General features: G+C 63.1%; 19 protein-coding genes, 1 tRNA gene and 1 pseudogene. 12 read left to right on the forward strand and 9 right to left on the reverse strand.

Going from position 1 to position 19,046, the window contains the following annotated elements; genetic code table 11:
* Positions 1-105 precede the first annotated feature (105 nt).
* Entirely contained in the window at positions 106-1,785 is a 1,680-nt protein-coding gene (locus AC1DTQ_RS16715; RefSeq protein WP_477851026.1) for an ABC1 kinase family protein, read from the forward strand.
* A gap of 246 nt (positions 1,786-2,031) precedes the next feature.
* Here the strand turns inward: AC1DTQ_RS16715 and AC1DTQ_RS16720 are convergent, their stop codons facing one another.
* From AC1DTQ_RS16720 to AC1DTQ_RS16735, 4 genes are all read right to left on the reverse strand, one after another.
* Complete coding sequence (locus tag AC1DTQ_RS16720) at positions 2,032-2,469, reverse strand: universal stress protein (protein WP_477851027.1); 438 nt, start codon at positions 2,467-2,469, stop codon at positions 2,032-2,034.
* 309 nt (positions 2,470-2,778) lie between these two features.
* Positions 2,779-4,065: a type II toxin-antitoxin system HipA family toxin gene (locus AC1DTQ_RS16725; RefSeq protein WP_477851029.1), complete on the reverse strand. Its 1,287-nt coding sequence runs from the start codon at positions 4,063-4,065 to the stop codon at positions 2,779-2,781.
* Positions 4,062-4,391 carry a helix-turn-helix domain-containing protein gene (locus tag AC1DTQ_RS16730; RefSeq protein ID WP_477851030.1) on the reverse strand — a complete coding sequence of 110 codons (330 nt, stop codon included), beginning with the start codon at positions 4,389-4,391 and terminating at the stop codon, positions 4,062-4,064. Before AC1DTQ_RS16730 ends, AC1DTQ_RS16725 begins: the two co-directional genes overlap by 4 nt.
* 363 nt (positions 4,392-4,754) lie before the next feature.
* A complete protein-coding gene (locus AC1DTQ_RS16735) occupies positions 4,755-4,877 on the reverse strand; it encodes a hypothetical protein (protein WP_477851031.1) in 123 nt (40 codons plus the stop codon).
* Here AC1DTQ_RS16735 and radC point away from each other — a divergent pair.
* Positions 4,876-5,382 carry a RadC family protein gene (radC, locus tag AC1DTQ_RS16740; protein WP_477851032.1) on the forward strand — a complete coding sequence of 169 codons (507 nt, stop codon included), beginning with the start codon at positions 4,876-4,878 and terminating at the stop codon, positions 5,380-5,382. The genes AC1DTQ_RS16735 and radC overlap by 2 nt on opposite strands.
* 565 nt (positions 5,383-5,947) lie before the next feature.
* Complete coding sequence (locus AC1DTQ_RS16745) at positions 5,948-6,604, forward strand: sce7726 family protein (protein ID WP_477851033.1); 657 nt, start codon at positions 5,948-5,950, stop codon at positions 6,602-6,604.
* On the opposite strand, the gene AC1DTQ_RS16750 is transcribed toward AC1DTQ_RS16745, so the two are convergent.
* Together AC1DTQ_RS16750 and AC1DTQ_RS16755 are read right to left on the reverse strand one after the other, a co-directional pair.
* Positions 6,605-7,477, reverse strand: coding sequence for a tyrosine-type recombinase/integrase (locus AC1DTQ_RS16750; protein ID WP_477851034.1), 873 nt, complete (start codon positions 7,475-7,477; stop codon positions 6,605-6,607). It lies immediately after the preceding gene.
* Between the two features lie 187 nt (positions 7,478-7,664).
* Positions 7,665-7,741, reverse strand: a tRNA-Met gene (locus tag AC1DTQ_RS16755).
* A gap of 119 nt (positions 7,742-7,860) precedes the next feature.
* Between AC1DTQ_RS16755 and AC1DTQ_RS16760 the strand changes: the two genes are divergently transcribed.
* The 3 genes from AC1DTQ_RS16760 to bfr all read left to right on the forward strand — a co-directional run bounded on the left by AC1DTQ_RS16760 (position 7,861) and on the right by bfr (position 9,339).
* Positions 7,861-8,463, forward strand: a complete 603-nt coding sequence (locus tag AC1DTQ_RS16760) for an RNA pyrophosphohydrolase (RefSeq protein ID WP_477851036.1) — start codon at positions 7,861-7,863, stop codon at positions 8,461-8,463.
* A 65-nt stretch (positions 8,464-8,528) separates the two neighbouring features.
* Positions 8,529-8,753, forward strand: coding sequence for a (2Fe-2S)-binding protein (locus tag AC1DTQ_RS16765; RefSeq protein WP_477851037.1), 225 nt, complete (start codon positions 8,529-8,531; stop codon positions 8,751-8,753).
* A 115-nt stretch (positions 8,754-8,868) separates the two neighbouring features.
* Complete coding sequence (bfr, locus tag AC1DTQ_RS16770; RefSeq protein WP_477851039.1) at positions 8,869-9,339, forward strand: bacterioferritin; 471 nt, start codon at positions 8,869-8,871, stop codon at positions 9,337-9,339.
* Here bfr and AC1DTQ_RS16775 read toward each other — a convergent pair.
* From AC1DTQ_RS16775 to AC1DTQ_RS16785, 3 genes are read right to left on the reverse strand one after another with little or no spacing between them, the layout of a single operon-like run.
* Positions 9,312-11,738: a hybrid sensor histidine kinase/response regulator gene (locus tag AC1DTQ_RS16775; protein ID WP_477851040.1), complete on the reverse strand. Its 2,427-nt coding sequence runs from the start codon at positions 11,736-11,738 to the stop codon at positions 9,312-9,314. The two genes, bfr and AC1DTQ_RS16775, sit on opposite strands and share 28 nt — an antisense overlap.
* 3 nt (positions 11,739-11,741) lie before the next feature.
* The gene (locus tag AC1DTQ_RS16780; RefSeq protein WP_477851041.1) at positions 11,742-13,655 is read right to left on the reverse strand and encodes an EAL domain-containing protein; all 1,914 of its coding nucleotides are present in this window, start codon (positions 13,653-13,655) and stop codon (positions 11,742-11,744) included.
* Between the two features lie 60 nt (positions 13,656-13,715).
* Positions 13,716-14,336, reverse strand: coding sequence for a DUF4126 domain-containing protein (locus AC1DTQ_RS16785; RefSeq protein WP_477851042.1), 621 nt, complete (start codon positions 14,334-14,336; stop codon positions 13,716-13,718).
* A 186-nt stretch (positions 14,337-14,522) separates the two neighbouring features.
* Between AC1DTQ_RS16785 and AC1DTQ_RS16790 the strand changes: the two genes are divergently transcribed.
* The 6 genes and pseudogenes from AC1DTQ_RS16790 (at position 14,523) to AC1DTQ_RS16815 (ending at position 18,915) form a co-directional block, all read left to right on the forward strand.
* Positions 14,523-15,239, forward strand: coding sequence for a DUF6776 family protein (locus AC1DTQ_RS16790; RefSeq protein ID WP_477851043.1), 717 nt, complete (start codon positions 14,523-14,525; stop codon positions 15,237-15,239).
* A gap of 55 nt (positions 15,240-15,294) precedes the next feature.
* On the forward strand, positions 15,295-15,705 hold the full coding sequence (locus AC1DTQ_RS16795) for a bactofilin family protein (RefSeq protein WP_477851045.1): 411 nt from the start codon (positions 15,295-15,297) through the stop codon (positions 15,703-15,705).
* A gap of 68 nt (positions 15,706-15,773) precedes the next feature.
* Entirely contained in the window at positions 15,774-16,514 is a 741-nt protein-coding gene (locus AC1DTQ_RS16800; RefSeq protein ID WP_477851046.1) for a DUF6776 family protein, read from the forward strand.
* A gap of 79 nt (positions 16,515-16,593) precedes the next feature.
* Entirely contained in the window at positions 16,594-16,980 is a 387-nt protein-coding gene (gene erpA, locus AC1DTQ_RS16805) for an iron-sulfur cluster insertion protein ErpA (protein WP_477851048.1), read from the forward strand.
* A 34-nt stretch (positions 16,981-17,014) separates the two neighbouring features.
* Positions 17,015-17,925 (forward strand): annotated as a pseudogene (gene nudC, locus AC1DTQ_RS16810) (NAD(+) diphosphatase); the annotation flags it as partial.
* 90 nt (positions 17,926-18,015) lie between these two features.
* Complete coding sequence (locus tag AC1DTQ_RS16815) at positions 18,016-18,915, forward strand: hypothetical protein (protein ID WP_477851078.1); 900 nt, start codon at positions 18,016-18,018, stop codon at positions 18,913-18,915.
* The last annotated feature ends 131 nt before the right edge of the window (positions 18,916-19,046 follow it).

The raw sequence follows: 19,046 nt of genomic DNA on the forward strand, positions 1-19,046 counted from the left end.
CCCAGGTCAAGCACTTGGGCCGACAGAAGCCTACGCTCCACTTGTCCTTAACAGGTGGAGAAGCGGGTTGAATTCCAACTCAGTAGCGGGAGGAGTCCGACGGCTATGTGGGAAACGTTGATCGCAACGCATGACCTGGGCCGGCTTCAAACACTGGCGGCGATTCTGATGCGGTACGGCTTCGGCGATATGGTGCGTCGATTGGGATTGGCGCAAGCATTGACTAGGGTCGGCAAAGTCTTGCCGTTGAGCGATCTGGAAGAACTCGTCGCGCTGCCGGCCCACGTGCGGGTGCGGCGTGCCCTGGAGGAAATGGGCCCCTGCTTCGTCAAGTTGGGGCAGGTCCTGGCGACACGAGTGGATCTGTTTCCGCCGGACTGGATAGCCGAGTTCAGCAAGCTGCAGAACGCAGTGCCGCCGGTCGCGTTCGACGACATTCGCACCGAAATGATCCAGGCGCTGGGAATCAACTTCGATTCGGCTTTTCTCTGGCTAGATCCGGAACCGCTGGCTGCCGCATCGATCGCGCAGGTTCATCGCGCTCGCCTTCATGACGGTAGCGAAGTGGTGGCGAAGGTTCGGCGTCCCGGCATCCGCCCCATGATCGAGGCCGATCTGAGGCTGCTGCAATATGCGGCGAGCCAGGCGGAAAAGAAGTTTCCGGATCTGCGTCGCTTCCACCCCGTGGGCGTAGTGCGTCAGTTTCGCGCCTCGTTGTTGTGCGAGCTCGACCTGGCCGCGGAGTGCCGGCACGCCGAGCGCATCGCGACGAGCTTCGTCGATGATGCTCGCATTCTTGTTCCTTCAGTGCATTGGAAATTCACCAGCGAGCGCATGAATGTTCAGGACTTCGTCGACGGAATTCCCGTTGCCGATATCGCTGGGTTGGACGCGGCGGGGGTGGATCGTAAGCAAATCGCACGTACCGGGGCGCAAGCCGTACTGAAAATGATGCTGGAGGATGGCTTCTTCCACGCCGACCCCCATCCGGGCAATGTATTCGTGCTGCCTAATGGACGCATTGCCATTATCGACTTTGGCATGGTGGGACGGCTGTCGCCGGCACGCCGTGCGGAAGTTGTGAACTTATTGTTCGGGTTGGTCGAGCATGATTCCGGGCGCGTTACCGAGGTTCTGCTTGAATGGACCCAGCAGTCGGACGTCGACGAGGCGCAACTGACTGCCGATATCGACGCGTTCGTGGACCGCTACCACGGCGTGCCGCTGGGACAACTCGATCTGGCGGGCATGCTGCTGGAAGTAACCGTACTGCTGCGTTCACACCGCCTTGCGCTTCCGGCCGACCTCGCCTTGCTGATCAAGGTCTGTCTGACATTGGAAGGATTGGGGCGCAGCCTCGACCCGGATTTCGATATGGCACGTCAGGCGCAACCTTTCCTGCGTCGCGCAATGACCGCACAACTCGGTCCTCGGGCGGTGGCGCGACGTGGCACCCGTGCTTTGATCGAAGCCACTGGCTTGCTCACTGCACTACCGCAGGAGTTGCGACGGCTCCTGCGTTCGGTCCGTGGCGGCAACGCCAGACTGCATCTGCAAATGGATCAGTTGCCCGAGTTAGGTCGTCAGGTGAGCCATTCGGCCAATCGCCTGGCAGGCGGCTTGGTGATTGCGGCGCTCATCATCGGCTCTTCGATCGCCATGACAGTGAAGGGCGGACCGACTTTGCTGGGTCTGCCATTCTTTGGGCTGCTTGGATTCGTTGGCGCCTCCTTGGCGGGGCTATGGTTGCTGTGGTCGATCTTCCGCAGCGGCGGAGGGCGATGACTGGCTTTACCAAGAACAAGGCAATTCTGATTCCAGAGAGTTGCAAGGTTCTGGCTGAAATGGTCGCGTCGCGGTAGTGGTTGACGATCGCGAACAGGCCTGGCCTGACGCGCGTTATCTGGGTCGGAAGTGGCCGAGAAAGGGGACGGAGACAACTAGGTGACCTAATTGCCTTCGTCCCCTTTAGCTTTTCCCTTACTTAGAAAACGTACCCTGCCCCTTATTCCCGTACCCGGGCTACGCTGGCTAGCGATAGACCAGTACCGGCACGGTGCCGTGCGTGAGCACTTTCTGGGTCTCGCTGCCCAACAGCAGGCCCTTTACGCCGCGACGCCCGTGCGACGCCATCACGATAAGGTCGCAGCCCCGCTCGGTAGCGGTCTGCAGGATGTCTTCGTAAGGATGGTCGCTGACGGTCGACACCGATTCAAAAGGAACGCCAGCGGTCCGGGCCGCGGCCTCGATCGTGCCGAGCATGTTCGCCGCCTGCTCCGCACTCACCCGCAGGTATTGCTCGCGCGTGTATTCCAGTTGCGGCGTCTCGTAAGCAAAGACATGGAACGGCGGTGCCGCATGGAAGCCGGTCACCTGGGCGCCCATGGCCTTGGCCAGTGCGACGCCGCGTTCGATCGCGCGCAACGACAGATCCGAGCCGTCGGTAGGCAATAGAATGTGCTTGAACATACTCGGTTCTCCTCACAGTCGGCTCAATGCCCGCTGGGCATCAACATTGCATATCCGACGGTCAGGGACTTGATCCAGGTCAACTTCGCTACAAGTGATGAGCCAGCCGGGCCAGTAGCCCGGGAAAGGTCAGAGGCCGCACCCGGGACACGCGGAGTTTCAGTGTGAGGCGCCCCGGGTGCCCTTCGCTTACCCGGGGCTACGCTGGCTTCGTGCGTCAATTGTGCTGTGGCAGGCAGGCGAACAACCTGGGATCGAGGCGGTGCGGCACTTGGTGTATTGGCGGGCTCCAGTTTCCAGTGCGGGGCATCAGCCGATGATATTCCGAGCGACGTCGCGTTCACGGTGCTCAAAGGCATCGACGAACTGGTCAAGCTCGCGATTGCTCATGCCGATGGAGTGGCCAACCTGACGCCATCGCCTGGTCGCCTGTTCCACTTCACCCAGGATCCGTATGGCAGCGTCACGATCTATTCGGAAGTAAGGCGCGACCGACACGAGTGCTTCGATGGATGCGGCCGGTCCTGTGTCTTCGGATAGCCAGGTTTTCAGTTCGCGGACGCGCTCGGGGAAAGGATTGACGTCGAAAGCCGGCGCCAGGGTCCATTGGCCCAACTGGGTATGCAGGAACCCGTGGTTGTGCAGGTGATCGTCCACGTTGGTGATGAGGATGGAGAAGGCGATGCGTCGCCAGAGTTCTTCGATATCGGTCTGGGGTTGGGCGCCATGCTGTCTCAGGGCATCGACGATTTCGGTGTAGCTGTGCTCGCTGCCATCGCTGGTGTCCACCCCGAGCATGGTCGCTGCCGAGATATACATCAGGCGGCCGCCGTCATCCGGCCGATCGAATCGACGGATGAGTGCGACCGGACTTCCATCGCTATCGATGAGTCTTGCCTCGGCGGCGTTGATGCCGCTTTGTCGCGCCAGCAGGAGTGCCAGGACCTCGCCTTTGGTGACGGGGCGGTCGTCCTGGACGCTCGGGAATTTGCCGATGGACAATCTTCCGTCTTCATCTATCACCGTGCACTTGGGGCGCAGGCCACCCAAGGAGGTGCCGCGGCCTCTCAGGTATGCGAGGTCGGCTGCTGTTTCGGTGTGCTGCTCCACGGCCCGTGAGGCGTTGAGGAGCTGGTTAAGTTCGATCAGGGGAGGGGTGGTGCGCCGGTCGGGTTCCGGTGCCCGCTGGAAGGTTCCGTCCTCATCCCGAAAGCGCAGGGCTCCGACCCGGCTGGTGTCGTCGACAGCGAGCAGGAAATCCAGGTGGTTCAATGCGGGGGATTCGGCTGCTCCCCCTTCCGCGCGCGCGCGCTGGCGCTGCTTGGCGTAATCACGCAGAACGATCTTGCGACCCCAGCCGTCGGGTTCGGTGTCAGCGATGGCGCCGTGGAATAGTGAGCCGTCACGGATCTGCTGATGGAACTGCATGCCTGAAACCAGGGGCAGCCCGGGTTCGAGCGCGAAGCGGTCTTCGGCTGCCAGCCAGTCGGGGTGATATTCAAAGCCCGCGCTTTGGCGTGCGCCTTGGGCTTCGAATCGGAGGGTGCCGACCTGGAGGGCGGTTTCGCCCAGGAAAACGTCGAGGACCCTTCTCATAGCGATTTGGCTTTCTTGGGTCGTACCCGTTGCGGCAGGCGGCTGCTGTCCATCAGCATCCCGGTGTCGTCGCTGCGGCTGTCGGCGATCTCGGCCAGGCCGGCAGAGAATCCGAGCGTGAACAAGGTCATCGCGTACACGCCCATGGATACGCTGGGATCTCCTTTCTCGACCTTCAGGTAGGTCGCCTTGGAAACACCGACCCGCTCGACCATCATTTCCACGGTCAGGCTGCGCTTGCGGCGGGCATCCTTGAGGTCCTTGCCGAGCTTGGCCAGGGAGCGGCGGACCCTGGGGGGCAGGGTGTCGATTACCGGGGATCGCATAAATAAGGTCTCATAAAATGGCCCTTAAGTGCTTTAAGGGATAGATTATTAGTCCTTATCCGCCTGATTTGCAGGCAAGTCAAGGCGTTGGGTGGGGCTGGGGCGTAGGAGTACCGGGGAATGGTGCTTTTTAGGCCTAGCTGGCTTGGCCGGTCTGGTTGAATCTCGGCAGGTCTTGGAAAGGGCGCCTGCGGGCCCGCGGGCTTTGGCCCAATGCCCCGGGCGGGTCATGGCCATGCGGCTTTGATCCCTGGCGTCTTCGGCAGGCGGGCTGCCTGCGCGCTCCGCTTGCGGTGGGCCTCTTCGTTGGAGAGGTGGGGCGGTCTTGCTGTTTCCTTTCACCGTATCACGGCGTTCTCGCCGTCAAGGGCTGCGCGTGCCTTGCACGCTGGCGTCCTGTTGGCCGTCCGTGACCCTGTGACTGCTCCGCAGCGCCGTGCTGGCGCCGGTTCCGGGCAATCCGCCCTGATACCAGAGCACGGACATGACGCACTCTTCTTCCTTTATTGAATCTTCGCTGTTCCTGCGGGATGAGCAGGGGCAATACCTACAGGCCACACCTGAGCAGATCCTGGAGATCGCACGGCGGGTGGTCGACCTGCAGGTGCGGGACGGGATGTTGTTTTCCTCGCCGGCGGTAGTGAAGTCGTTTCTGGCGACCAAGCTGGCAGGGTACGAGCGTGAGGTGTTCGTGATGTTGAGTCTGGATACCCGGCATCGGTTCCTGGATTTCGTGGAGCTCTTTCACGGCACGATCGATGGGGCCGAGGTGCATCCGCGCGAAGTGGTGAAGCGGGCCTTGGGGTGCAATTCTGCCGCGGTCATCGTTGCTCACAATCATCCCTCCGGTGATGCCGAGCCATCCGCGGCAGATCGGGCAGTGACGGCGCGGCTGAAGCAGGCGCTGGCGCTGGTCGATATACGGTTGCTGGATCACTTCGTGGTGGGTGGGCCGAACATCGTGTCTCTGGCCGAGCGAGGGTGGGTCTGAGGATTAGGGGGGGCTTCGGCTCCCCTTTTTTGCTGCGCCTTGTTGGTAAGGGCAAACCGTGCCTGTGCTGTTCGCTTCCGCCTTCAGTTTTGTGTCTCTTGTGCTTGCGGGCTTGGTTGGCTTCTGCGCTCGCTTCCGCGATGATCTGCGAACCAGAAGCGATTTGCATATAGATTTCAACTAATTGATTCAGGTAGATTTATTATCCGTAAGCATGCAGCGTAAGCCCAGTCCGTTGCCTCATGCTGCCCTCACAGGACTCGAAGCCGCGCTCCCTGGAGACTTTCCATGCACTTTGGATGAGTCCGTCAGTCCAGGCATCGAGAGACGGATGGGCGTACTGCGAGCGGGCCTCGACCAACAGCTTGCCTCCAACGTCCTGTCTGCAAGACGACCAGGTTCATTCAGAGGATGGGAAGATAAAGTGCTGCGCCCGCCGACTTTCAGCTCATTTCAGGAAAAATCACGATGACCATCAAGCACCTCAAATGTTCGGACTGTTCGCGGTTCCGTGCGCTCTGATGTGCGCTATGGTGCGTGCTAGAACCGATAAATTGGCGCTGCCATGCTGAAGGAAAACCCCGCATCCGACCTCAATTCCATATGTGCCTGTCCCGAGCCACAGGTTTTCGAGGAGCTCGAGACTTCTGAGCGCGAGATCCGGAACTTGGTCAAGGCGCAAATCCCGCGTTTATTGAGAAACGATGCGCACGCGCTTCTCGTTGAAGAAATGGAGGTCTGCTCAGGCCGCGCGAGGGTGGATCTGGCGATCATCGGAAATCGTCTGATCGGTATAGAGCTCAAGGGACCGAAAGATGACGTGAGCCGGCTGCCCGGTCAGGCCAAGGCATACTCACAGTGCTTCGATCACGTCGTTCTGGTCGTGCACGAGTCTCTCGTCGACAAGGCAAGGCCATTGGTGCCCAACTGGTGGGGGTTGGTTGTCAGCTTGCACGTGGATGGCAAGCTCACCTATAAGTTCGAGCGTCGCCCGAAACCAAATCCTGGCCTGGATCTAGATGCATTGCTCTCGCTGCTTTGGCGGGAAGAGATCGACTCGCTCCTCGTGGACCTACTTGGAAGCACTCCCAAGCCCAGAGCAACGAAAAAATCCATTCGGGCAGAGCTGATCGCTCAGATAGGGCGGACAGCCTTGCGATACGCTGGGTTGAAGAAACTGCGCGAGAGAACGACTTGGCGCACGATTCCGGTGCACCAATAACTAAGTCGCGTGCGCATTGGCTGTGAAGGTCATATGGTGGTTTGCACAGGCGGTAATCCAGGATCCAGGGCTTCCAGCGGTACCGATTCTTTGCGAGCGTTCCCAGATGTACGCATCGCCATAGCTGTAGTCCTTACCGCAATATTCATCCAGAGCGACAATGTCGTCTGCGATTGAATAATACTGATCGTAGCCATCGAAGCCGTCTATGGCCCGCAGCAGTCCGCCGACTTGGACCGGGTCGGTAATGGTGGGGAAGTTGTGCTTTCTCCGTGAGGGCAGGGTGGCGCTGAGGTCGGCTGCCGGATCCCTCGATGCGTATTCAGCGGCGATCGCGTACTTGAACACCCGACTCAATTGGAAGCGCAGGCGATGCGCCTGTTCCAGGTGGCCACGTTTGGCAATTCGGTCCAGCAGGGGGCGGATCTCAGCCACACCCACCTCGGTGATCGGCAGCTTGCCGATCCAGGGGAAGGCATGGTTCTGCAGCCGGTCTCGTTCTTTGTCGTGCTGCTTGGAGGTCCACTCAGGTGCTTTGACTACCAGCCATTCACGGGCGATGACTTCGAAGCTGTTGGCCGCACCTTCCTTGCGGGCGGTCTTGGTCGCTTTTCGTTGTTCACCGGGGTCCAGCCCGCGAGCCAGGAGCTTGCGGGCTTCGTCGCGTTTGGCGCGGGCATCGGCCAAACCGGTATCGGGATAAGTGCCCAGGCTAAGCGTGTTTCGTTTGCCTGTCAGCGGGCGACGGTAGTCCCAGCGCCACCAGCGAGCGCCATCAGGCTTGAGCAACACGTACAGACCGCCAGAATCTGTGAGTTTGGTCGGTTTTGCGCCGGGGATCGCCTTGCGGATTGCGGTGTCTGTAAGAGCCACTAAGAGGTCCTTTTGACGGTAACTGCCTTTTGGGCTTCACCAGTTACCGTCAAAGTTACCGTCAGTTACCGTTGGATTTCTACCCACTGGGTCGCACTGCATCGGACAATAAAAAAGCCGGAAGGCCCGTTCTTAAAGGGTTTTCCGGCTCTTTTTGGACTGCGTTGGACTTCTTCAATGCGCGGATTGGTGGCTATGGGTGGACTCGAACCACCGACCCCAGCATTATGAGTGCTGTGCTCTAACCGGCTGAGCTACATAGCCGCGTATTGAACCGCGCATTTTTCCTGCCTGACCCTCGCCTGTCAATGAGAACTGCTTTGCTTGAGACATCCGTCTGGGCGTGGCACAGTCGGACTCAGTAGATTTCAGGAGTCCGCATCGTGATCGATCCGGACGGCTACCGACCTAATGTCGGCATAGTGTTGATGGGCCCGGATGGGCGGGTGTTCTGGGCGCGCAGGGTGCGCCGGGATGGCTGGCAGTTCCCGCAGGGCGGCATGAACACCGATGAGACGCCGGTCGAGGCCATGTACCGCGAATTGCGCGAGGAAACCGGCCTGCTGCCCGAGCACGTCGAGATCCTGGGCGCTACCCCAGGCTGGCTGCGCTACCGGCTGCCGCATCGTGCCGTGCGCCACAACGAGCGCCATGTCTGCATCGGCCAGAAGCAGGTCTGGTTCCTGCTGCGGCTGGTGGGCGACGAATCGCACGTGCGCTTGGATCTCACCGAGACCCCCGAATTCGACCACTGGCGCTGGGTGGACTTCTGGTACCCCATGGAGCACGTGGTGATGTTCAAGCGCGGCGTTTATGCCCGTGCTCTGCGCCATTTGGCCCCCTTCGCCCGGCTGGTGGCCGGCGCGCATGCGGTGCCGCAGATGCTGCTGGATGCCTGGATGCCCGAGCTGGGCCTGGGCAGACCGCATCCGACTTCCCGACCGCCAGCCAAACGTGGCGGCAGTGGCGGCTCCGGAAAGAATTGACAATCATTCTCATTCGCGATGGAATAGGCAAAGCCCAGCCGGGTCCGCCAGGAATCCACCGCCCCGTGTACGTCTGCATCTGCAATGGAGTCACCGATCACCAGATCCGCGAAGCCGCTGCCAGCGGCGTACGCAGTGTGGCCGAGCTGACCATGCGTACCGGCTGCGGCGCCACCTGCGGTACCTGCTTGGAGACGGCCGCCGGGATTCTCGACGCTCACGCGCCTGAGCGCCGCAGTAATGCATTCTCCGTGCCGATGCTAAGCGCGGGCATTTCCCGGGCCGCCTGAGCCTCGGACTCCGCCCCTGGCGGCGCTTCGCCGCGAGATGAGCACGATTCGCGTTTCGTCATCGCCCCGCGCGAGCCGTTAACCTGCCCGCCTTCCCCATTACCGGAGCACGGCCATGAAGGGCGACGCCAAGGTCATCGAGTTCCTCAACAAGGCGCTGTACAACGAGCTGACCGCGATCAACCAGTATTTCCTTCACGCCAAGATGCTGAAGAACTGGGGCCTCAAAGAACTGGCCAAGCACGAGTACGAAGAATCCATCGACGAGATGAAGCACGCGGACAAACTGTCCGAGCGCATCCTGTTCCTAGACGGCCTGCCGAACTTCCAGATGCTGGGCAAGCTGCGCATCGGCGAGAACCCACGCGAACTTCTGCAATGCGACCTGGCCCTGGAATACGAGGCGCTGCCGTTGCTGCGCGAGGCCATTGCCTATTGCGAAACGGTCAGCGACTACGTCAGTCGCCAGTTGTTCGCCGATATCCTGGAATCGGAAGAAGAGCACATCGATTGGATAGAGACCCAGCTGTCGGTCATCGACCGCATCGGCGAACCGAATTATCTGCTGACCAAGCTGGAAGACTGAGCGGTCGCATCGGAGTCGCGATTGAGCTCGGCGATGTAGCCTTGCAGGGCCATGCGCGCGCGCGCGTATTCGGCGATCACCAGCGCCACCGCCACCGCGGGGCGATCCAGTTTCTGCGCACGTGCGCCCAGCTCCACGCGCTTGGCCGCAGTCGACAGCGCCATCGCGCCGACATTGGCGCTGGAGGACTTGAGCGTATGCGCGGCGTCGCGCATCGCGTCCAGATCGGGGATCGTTGACGCCGATTCCAAACGGGCGATCAACCGTGGCGCATCTTCCAGGAACAGGCCGATGATGCGTGCGGTTTCATCGCCGGCGATTTCCTGCAACTCGTCCAGCATGCTGTGGTCGAGCACCGGGAAGATCGAGGGTGCGGCGGGACGCGGCGGAGGGGGTGTTGCGGCCGCAACGCCGGCATCGGCCGTCGGCTGCACAGCGCGCAGGCTGAAACTTGCCCGGCCCGGCAACCAGCGCTGCAGGCAGTTTTCCAGTTGCTCGCGCGACACCGGCTTGGATAGGTAGTCGTCCATGCCCGCATCCAGGCAGCGCTGCCGGTCTCCGGCCATGGCATTCGCGGTCATGGCTACGATCGGCAGGCGCGTCGTTGAACTCTGCAGCACTTCCCGGTCGCGCCATTCGCGCGTGGCCGAATAGCCGTCCAGCACCGGCATCTGGCAGTCCATCAGCACCAGGCTGTAAATGCCGGTCGCCATTTTTTCCAACGCGATCTGGCCGTTGATGGCGATGTCGCAGCTATAACCCAGGACAGACAGAAGTTTTTCGCCGACCGCCAGGTTGACCGGGTTGTCTTCCACCAGCAGCAATCGGGTGACGGTCGGCAGTCCACTCACCGGAGCGATGGCTGCGGCGGGCAGGTCGGCGCCGGACGGCGCGGAGGCCACAGCCGCCGGTGCTGGTTCCACCACCATCAGCTCGTCGCGCTGCGGAATTTCGTCGAAGCCCACCGTCGCCGGTTCGGAGATAGGCGGAGCGAAAGAAAGTGCAGCGTGCAAGTCCGCGCCATGCGACTGGCGCGGCAGCAAGATACTGCCGTCGCGCAGTTCATCGGGGATCTCCTCGTCGCCGTACAGCCAGACCATGCGCATCCCCTCGACGATGTTGTTGCGAGTAACGCCGCGATGCAACGCGCGCGCGCTGGCGCGGATCGAGGAAAGATCGCCCAGGACGATGGAAAAGTTGGTGGTCCCGGACGTTTGCACGGAGCGCAGACGTTCTAGCGCTTCCTGAGTGGTATCCACGCACGTCAACTGGATGCCCCAACTGGGCAGCAGAATGGACAAGCGTTGGCGCAAACGGGCCTCCGGACTGACCAGCAGCGCACGGGTGAGTTCCAGACTGGAGTCCTGGGTGCGCAGGTCGCCGATCACCTTCAGCAGCGGCACTTCGAACCAGAACGTGGCGCCGCGCCCCGCTTCGGAATGCACGCCGATGCGTCCGCCCATCAGGTCGATGATGCGCTTGCAGATGGCCAGGCCCAGCCCGGTGCCGCCATACAGGCGAGTGGTGGAGGCGTCGGCCTGGCTAAAAGAACTGAACAGTCGGGTCTGCGTCTCCGCATCGATGCCGATACCGGTGTCGCGCACTTCGAAGCGCAACAAGTGCTGGGCCGCGGTTTCGCCTAGTCTGCGCACGTTGACGGTGACCGCGCCGCGCTCGGTGAACTTCACCGCATTGCCGATCAGATTGCTGAGCACCTGGCGCATACGCACCGGATCGCCGCGCACGGGCAGGCGTACTGCAGGATCCAACTGCAGGTTGAGGCGGATATTCTTGTTCTCGGCCGGGCGTTGCATCAGCTGCAGCACGCCGTCCAACACTTCGCGTAGATTGAAACCGGTGATTTCCAGTTCCAGCTTGTTCGCTTCCAGCTTGGAATAGTCGAGGATGTCGTCGACTATGCGCAGCAGTTGCTGCGAGGACGCGCTTGCTGTGTTGAGCATGTCGCGTTGGTCGGGCGGCAAGGCCGCGCGCGACAGCAGATCCAGCATCGGCACGATGCCGTTGAGCGGCGTGCGAATCTCATGGCTCATGGTGGCCAGGAATTCGCCCTTGGCCAGCACCGCCGACTCGGCCGCTTGCTTGGCCAGCAGCAGTTGCTGTTCCAGGCGGTCGTGGCGCTGCAGGTCCCGTTGCAGATTGTCGCGTTCGGACTCGGCCATCGCCGCACGCGCTTCGGTGCCTTCGTAATAAGCGGCCAACGTGCGCATGCGCAGGGCGACGATCAGGCAGGCGAGGCCGGCCACGCCTGCGCTGGCCAATGCCACCCACGGCCAAGGTCCGGCGATACCGAACGATGGCAGCAGCAGCGACGCAAGGACCAGCAAAATTGCCGCCAGTGCCAGCCAGGGCGCTACGGGCAGACGCCCGAGCCGGCTCATTATCTACAGGACCGCGTTTTGGAAATCGAAGCCCAGATCGCTGCCGACTCCCTGCACCAGGTTGCCCTGGATGAAGTCGACGCCGCCCATCCACATCGCCGCTGCGGCCTGGGGGTCTTCGATCTGTTGCCCGATCACTTGCAGTCCCATCCGATGGGCCAGGTCGATCATCCCGCGCAGTTGGTCGCGCAGGGCCGGGTCGTTATGGGCGGTGGCGTAGCGGCTGGCCACACGCAAGTAGCCGAGCGGCAGCTGGGTGAGCAGCGCTTCGGCTTCGCGACCGGGTTCGAACTGGCTGAGGCAGAACTGCACGCCTGCGGCCATCAGCCGGTTGCAGAACTGTCGCAGGGTCACCGAGTGGATCAAGGCATCGTCCAGGCGCAGGTCGATGATCAACGAAGTGCCTTCGATGCCGCGCTCGGCGATGGTTTGCAAGAGCCAGTCGGCGAACGTCTCGCGCGCCAGCGAACGCGGCGATTGCGAGACGAACAGCCTCAGCAACCTGCCATCGCTCTGGGATTTGGCAAGCAGGTCCAGCACTCGTTCCATCACCTGCCGATCCAGCTCGACGATGCGTCCGGCCATTTCCGCTGCGGGCACGGCCTGCGCGGCAGGTATCAGGGTGCCATCCGCCTGGCGCATGCGCAGGAACACCTGATACTGCGCCAGGCTGTTGCCGGCGACCGAGACGATGGGCTGGAAGGCCAGCTCCAGCGCCGTATCCAGCAGCGAGATCCCGTCTTCTTCGCCACTGGCTTCGAGCGGCGTATAGGCCGCAACTCCCTCCGGCTGCTGGCGGGCCTGCAGCGCGGCGCGCTCGGTGGCTTCCAGTGCGCTGCCGGTGTCGGAGAACGTGTGCGGCACCGCCGCGTAGCCCACCGCGCCGCCTAGGCGCAAAGTTTCGTCGGTGCGCACCGGAAAGTCGTGCAGGCTCAGTTGCTCGCGCAATCTGCTCGCGAACGCCGCCATGGCTTCGGCGTCCAGATCCTTGGCCAGCACCAGAAAGCTGTTGTCGTTGAGCCGCGCCAGCGGATGCGGCGCAGCGGTCAGCGCCAACTGGCGTCCGGCAGCGGCCATCAGGTTTTCAAAGTTCGCGTAGCCGTAGCGCTCGCGCAGGCCCAAGGTTCCGCTGATTTCGATGAAGAACAAGCCGCCCGGCGTTTTTTCCTCCAGTGCGTTACCCAGTTGCAGCATCAGGTAGGCACGGGTGGGCAAGCCCGTTTCGGGATTCAGCGACAAGTGCGGCGTGGTCGCCAACGGCGCACGCTGCCGCGAGCGCTGAATGCGGTTGGACACCGCCGCAATCAGGTGGCGTGGTCGGATGGGCTTGGTGAGGAAATCATCAGCGCCGCTTTCCAGCACTTCGTACTCGCGCTCCGGGTCGGGATCGCCGGTCAGGAACACGATGGGCAGGTGCAGCAAGTCCGGGCGCTGACGGATCTGCATGGTCAGCGACATCCCGTCCCGCCCCGGCATGTGCAGGTCCATCAACACCAGATCGGGCTTGAAACGCTCGATCGCCGCGATCACGGCGTCCGGCGCCATTTCCACTTCGGCCTGCATGCCAGCGCCGTGCAGCACGCTCTGCGCGAACAGCGCCTGGCCGCGATCGTCTTCCACGATCAGTATCCGGAAGGGTGTCTCGCCGGTTTCGTGCTTGCGCGTGTCGTTGGCAACAATGGAGGTGGCGGCGGCGTTGCTGTCGGCCGCCCGCGGTCCCGCGGCCGCAGCGTCGGCAGCCGCAGTGTCGGTAGCCGCGGTGACGGCAGCCGTAGTGAAGGTGGTAGTCGTCGCCGGTTCTTCCGCAGGCGCGTCGTCGGTCCAACGGCGCCAGTAATGCGACGGTGGCTTTTCGGCGCGCAGTCGGGAGCGTAAGGGCTCGTCCTGCGGACGGGATGTGGGTTCAATAGCTGACATCAGGCTTCCCCAAGCATGAGGCCCATTATGCGACGAAGTTCACAAGATTGTGGGCCTGGATCACGGCTGGGGTCCTTCCATCGGTCCGGCCATGGGCGGGGGGCCCTGCATAAGGTTGCGGAGCCCCCTGGACAGTTTGCGCCAGACCCACCATACCGCCAACGCCAGGACCACGCTGACCCCTACCACCAACACCAGCGCCAGCCAGGGGTGGGCGAAGGCCAGCGACAAACCGCCGACCACCACCACGTCCTCGGTCACCGAGGCGGTCCAGTTGCTGACCGGCTCCGGCGACGTATTGAGCAAGGCGCGCGAACCGCTTTTCAATAGATGGCTGGTCAGTGCGACACCCGCGCCGACCACCAGGGCGCCGGTGCCAAGCTGGCCGTCGGGCGACAGCGTGGCCGCCGCCAGGAAGGCGCCGGCCGGTACCCGAGCCAGGGTCTGCAACAGATCCCAACCCGAATCCACGCCCGGAATCTTGTCCGCGAAGAATTCGGTCAGCGCCAACGCACCCGACGCGCCCAGTACCCACCAGGACTCGGTGACCTGCAGTGCAGGCGGCAGGTCCAACCAACCGAGCGCGCCGGCCACGCCCAGCCCGAACACGGTCAGGTACACGCGAATCCCGGCCATCCATGCCAACAGGATCCCAATTACGAAAAGATGCGCTTCGGACATGAGGACGATTCGCCTAGACTGAGCCCATACCGGACGGTCACAGGGGGCCGTCCAACCGTTACCGAGTATAGGCCCGTTGCCCGGGCGGTACCTGAGTCGCTCTAGGTATCGCCGGACGCGTGTCCGCCAGGGAGGTGGATGCGTCCTTGGGCTTACCTCCAAGTACCGAATATCCGGATTCCCCCGATGCCCGCAACCCCTTCCCGCTACCAGATCGTGCAACGCCGAGAGACGCGCCGCTGGCCCCGGGTGGTTGCGGTCGGTGCGATCTGGCTGCTGTCGCTCGGCCTGGCCTGGCAGTGGGCAGGCATCCGCGCCGCACCTGCTTTGGCGGACGCGACGACGCGCATGCGTAGTGCGGAACGGCAGCTGGCGGATCAGCAAGTCCGCTTGAAGCAACTGAGCCAACGCGAAACCACCCTGGCCGTGTCGGACAAGATCAGTCGCAATGCCAATGGCGATCTGCAGGGTGCGCTGGCTGAGCGCGACGAGGAAATTTCCGCTCTGCGCGCCGATGTGGCTTTCTACGAACGTCTGGTGGGTCCCACTCAGCAGCGCAAGGGGCTGAACGTGTTTTCGTCGGAGTTCGCCCCCGGCGTCGGCAGCGCCTGGCACTACCAGATCGTATTGACCCAGAACCTCAACCGCGGCGCGATCAGCCAGGGCCGGATGCGTTTCGTGCTCGAAGGCGTGCGCGCCGGCAAGCTGGCCACGGTGGACTGGGCCGAGCTGAACCAGCGGCCGGGCATGCAGGGGCAGGGATTCTCCTTCCGCTATTTCCAGAGCTTGGAAGGCCAGGTGATGCTGCCGCGCGACTTCACCCCACAACGCGTACGCGTGCTGCTGGATGGAGAAGACGTGGCGGTGGAGCAGGCTTTCGACTGGAAGAACGCCAATACCTGAGCGCCAAGCGCCCTTTCTTACGTGCCCCTTTTTTTAGTTGCCAGCGGAGACCCACATGTTCAAGAACAAGCCGATCCATCACGACGGTCATCCCATCGATACGCTGATCGGCCCGCAGGTCACGATCCACGGCGATCTGGTCTTCAGCGGCGGGCTGTACGTCGAAGGCCGCATCCACGGCAAGGTCATCGCCGAAGAAGGCGAGCGCGCGGTGCTGACTCTGGCCGAGCAGGGCCGGATCGAGGGCGAAGTGCAGGTGCCGGTGGTGATCCTCAACGGCGAGTTGCACGGCGATGTGTACGCCGCCGAGCGGGTGGAGCTGGCGGCCAAGGCGCGCGTACTGGGCAACGTGCACTACAAGGTCGTGGAAATGCGTGCCGGCGCGATCCTTACCGGGCGACTGATCCATGTCGATGCGGAAACGGCGATGGCGCCGGTCGCGACCCTGGTGGCGTCCAGCGGGTAAACCACGCCGGGGATAGGGGCAGGCGCTCTGTTCAGAGGTTCCTTAACCCGCAAGGGCTATCCTGGGTCATGATCGATCCCTCAGCTCCGGCCCAGACCAAGCCGCAAATGCAGCCGCTGTCGCCGATAGCGCGCAGCACCCTGTACGCGACTCTTGTACTGATGTTGCTGGCGCTGGCCTTCGGTGGCTGGGGGTTGTGGGAGGTATTCGGCGGCACGGATGCGAACCGGCCGACATCGGCGCAGCTGCAGGACCAGCAACGAAAAATCGACCAGTTGGAACAGCGCGCCGCCACTCTGGCCCGTTCCGACCAGATCAGCCGCGACGCCAACGGCGACCTGCAGAGCACGCTGGCCGAGCGCGACGAGGAAATCGCCGGCCTGCGCGCCGACGTGGCCTTCTACGAACGTTTCGTGGGTGCCACCGCCCAGCGCCGCGGCTTGGCCGTGCACGAGCTGCAACTGCAGCCCTCCAGTGAGTTGAGCTGGCATTTCGTCGCCACCCTGACCCAGAACCTCAACCGCGGCGCGGTCAATGCCGGACGCCTGCAGGTCTCGGTGGAAGGGACCCGTGCGGGCAGGCTGCAGCGCCTGGCCTGGGCCGATCTGCGCCAACAGCCCAATGCGCCGGGTGTCGAATATTCGTTCAAGTATTTCCAGCAGGTCGAAGGCGACCTGGTGTTGCCCGCCGATTTCAAGCCGACCCGCGTCGCCGTGCGCCTTGTCCCGCAGAGCGGCAGTCCGATGGAACAGTCCTTCTCCTGGGCCGATTCGCTGGCCGGTGCGGCGGTCGCACCCCCGTCCCAATGAACGCTCCCGATAGCCCTGCGAGACGCAGTGATCCCTACCTCCGCTTGAACCGACAGCCGTCCGGCCCCATCCTGATCCCATGAGCACGCTCGTTTCATTGCCAGGCGCCACGCCTGCGCCGAACTACCAGTCGCTGGACCGCCCGCTGAACTTCACCCACGCGGCCGCGGCCAAAGTGCGGGAGTTGATCAATGAGGAAGGCAATCAGGCGCTGGCTCTGCGCGTCTATATCCAGGGCGGCGGCTGTTCGGGCTTCCAATACGGTTTCGAGTTCGACGAGAACCGCGCCGACGACGATGTGGCGGTGGATACCGATCAGGTGACTCTGCTGGTGGATCCGCTGAGCTTGCAATACCTGATGGGCTCGGAAGTGGACTACACCGAAAGCCTGCAAGGCGCGCAATTCGTAATCCGCAACCCCAACGCCAAGACCACCTGCGGTTGCGGAAGCAGCTTCAGCATGTGAGCGTGCGCCTGCCGCCGCGTATCATGCCTGCGCCGTGACAGACACCCGCCTCAAATTCCCCGCCGAGCTTTCCGGATTCGCCTTCACCGGCGAACCGCTCAACCGTGCCGATGCCTTGCGCGACGACGCCGATGCGCAGGCGCGGCTGTGGCCACAGGCGCGCGTCATCGTGCTGGACACCGATGGCAATGCCTTTGCCGATGAAACGGGACAACTGCTGGTCACCACCGGCGCGGCGCTGGGCGGCGGGCCGGGAACGGCGGTCTTGCTCGGTCTGCATGGCAATGTCGCCTGGTTTTCGGTGGACGCCGAAGCGCTGCCGCTGAGCGCGCCGCAACGCATCGATCTGCGCCGTGCCGCCGCCTCATGGCCCGCTGCCGAAGCCAGCGCCTTCGCCTTCGCGCGAGCGATGCAGCACTGGCGCAGCCGCACGCGCTACTGCGGCATCTGCGGCGGCGCTATCGAATTCCGTCGCGCCGGTTACGTGGCCCATTGCAGCCAGTGCGGCGCCGACCACTACCCGCGTGTCGATCCGGCAGTGATCGTGGCGGTCAGCGATGGCGAGCGCCTGCTGCTCGGCCGCCAGGCCAACTGGCCTGCGCAGCGCTATTCGGTGATCGCCGGTTTCGTCGAGCCGGGCGAATCGCTGGAACAGACCGTGGTTCGCGAAGTGTTCGAGGAAACCCGCGTACGCGTGCGCAGCTGCCGCTATCTGGGCGCGCAGCCTTGGCCGTTTCCGGGCGCCTTGATGCTGGGCTTCATCGCCGATGCCGAAGCCGACGAGCCGCAAGTGGACGGCGAGCTGGAGGACGCGCGCTGGTTCAGCATCGAGGAAATCGCCGCGGCGCGCCAGCGCAAGGGCGAGGATGCATCGGGAGTGCTGTTGTCGCCGCGCATCTCCATCGCGCGTTCGCTTATCGAACATTGGTATGAAGGGGTCACGGCGGGCGCTGCCTGAGTCCCAAGTGTGTCCCGAACGGCCGCGACCCGCTGTTCACGACTAGCCACGCTAGAATCGCCCGCGGAGGGACACACATGTCGATCACTTTGGTTGCTGTCGTCATTGCATTGGTGCTCGGGCATGTCGCGCCGGCGCTGGTGACGGCCGCGCGCCATTACCACTGGTACGGCCACTGGCTGCGGTGGCTGGATGCGAATACGGGCGAAGGCGGTTTCTGGCGCGGACGCTACGGCATCGCGATGGCGCTGCTGCCGCCGCTGCTGGTCGTCGCCTTGCTGCAGTGGACGCTGCGCGCGCCCATGCTGCTGCTTGGTTTCCTCGGACTGTTGTTCGGCATCGCCGCGCTGGTCTATGCCTGGGGCCCGCGCGACCTAGATGTCGACGTGGAAGCGATCATCGATGCGCACGATCCGCCGACACGGCGCGCGGCCATCGCGCGGTTGTGGCCGGAAGGCGCGACCCTCTCTGCCGATGGCCCGGCCCTGGTCGAAGCGGTGTTTCGCAACGCCCTGCATCGCTGGTTCGGCGTGCTGTTCTGGTTTCTGCTGCTGGGGCCGGTGGGCGCCTTGTTGTATCGGCTGACCGCGTTTTCGGTCGAAGGCGAATTCGCACAGAGCCTGCCTACCGAAACACGGGAAGGCGCGCGTGCCCTGTACGCCGTGTTGGACTGGCCGGTGGCGCAACTGATGACGCTGTCGATGGCGCTGGTCGGCAACTTCGATGCGGTGTTCAACGCCTGGCGTCAGGCGAATGGAAACCATTGGCAACTGGACAACGCTTTCCTGGGCGCGGCTGCACGCGCCAGCGTCAAGAGCGAACTGGCGGAAGAAGCGGAAGAGTACGCAGAGGAAGGCATGGTGCAGGCTATGCGTGAGTTGCCTGAACTGCGCGATGCTATGAGCCTGGTGTGGCGCATTCTGTTGTTGTGGATGGCGGTACTGGCGCTGTTCGTGATCGCTGGGTGGGTGAGCTGACGGGCTTTTCCTTCTCCCACCGGCGCCCCGTAGGGGTGTGCAAGGCTGAGAAGGTGCCCGAAGGGCGGATGAGGGAATGGACTTTCAGATCGAGGGATAGTTTTCCGTGGGTCGGAACTGCCATGCCCTCA

This window comes from Pseudoxanthomonas sp. P4_B2 (genome assembly GCF_056402315.1).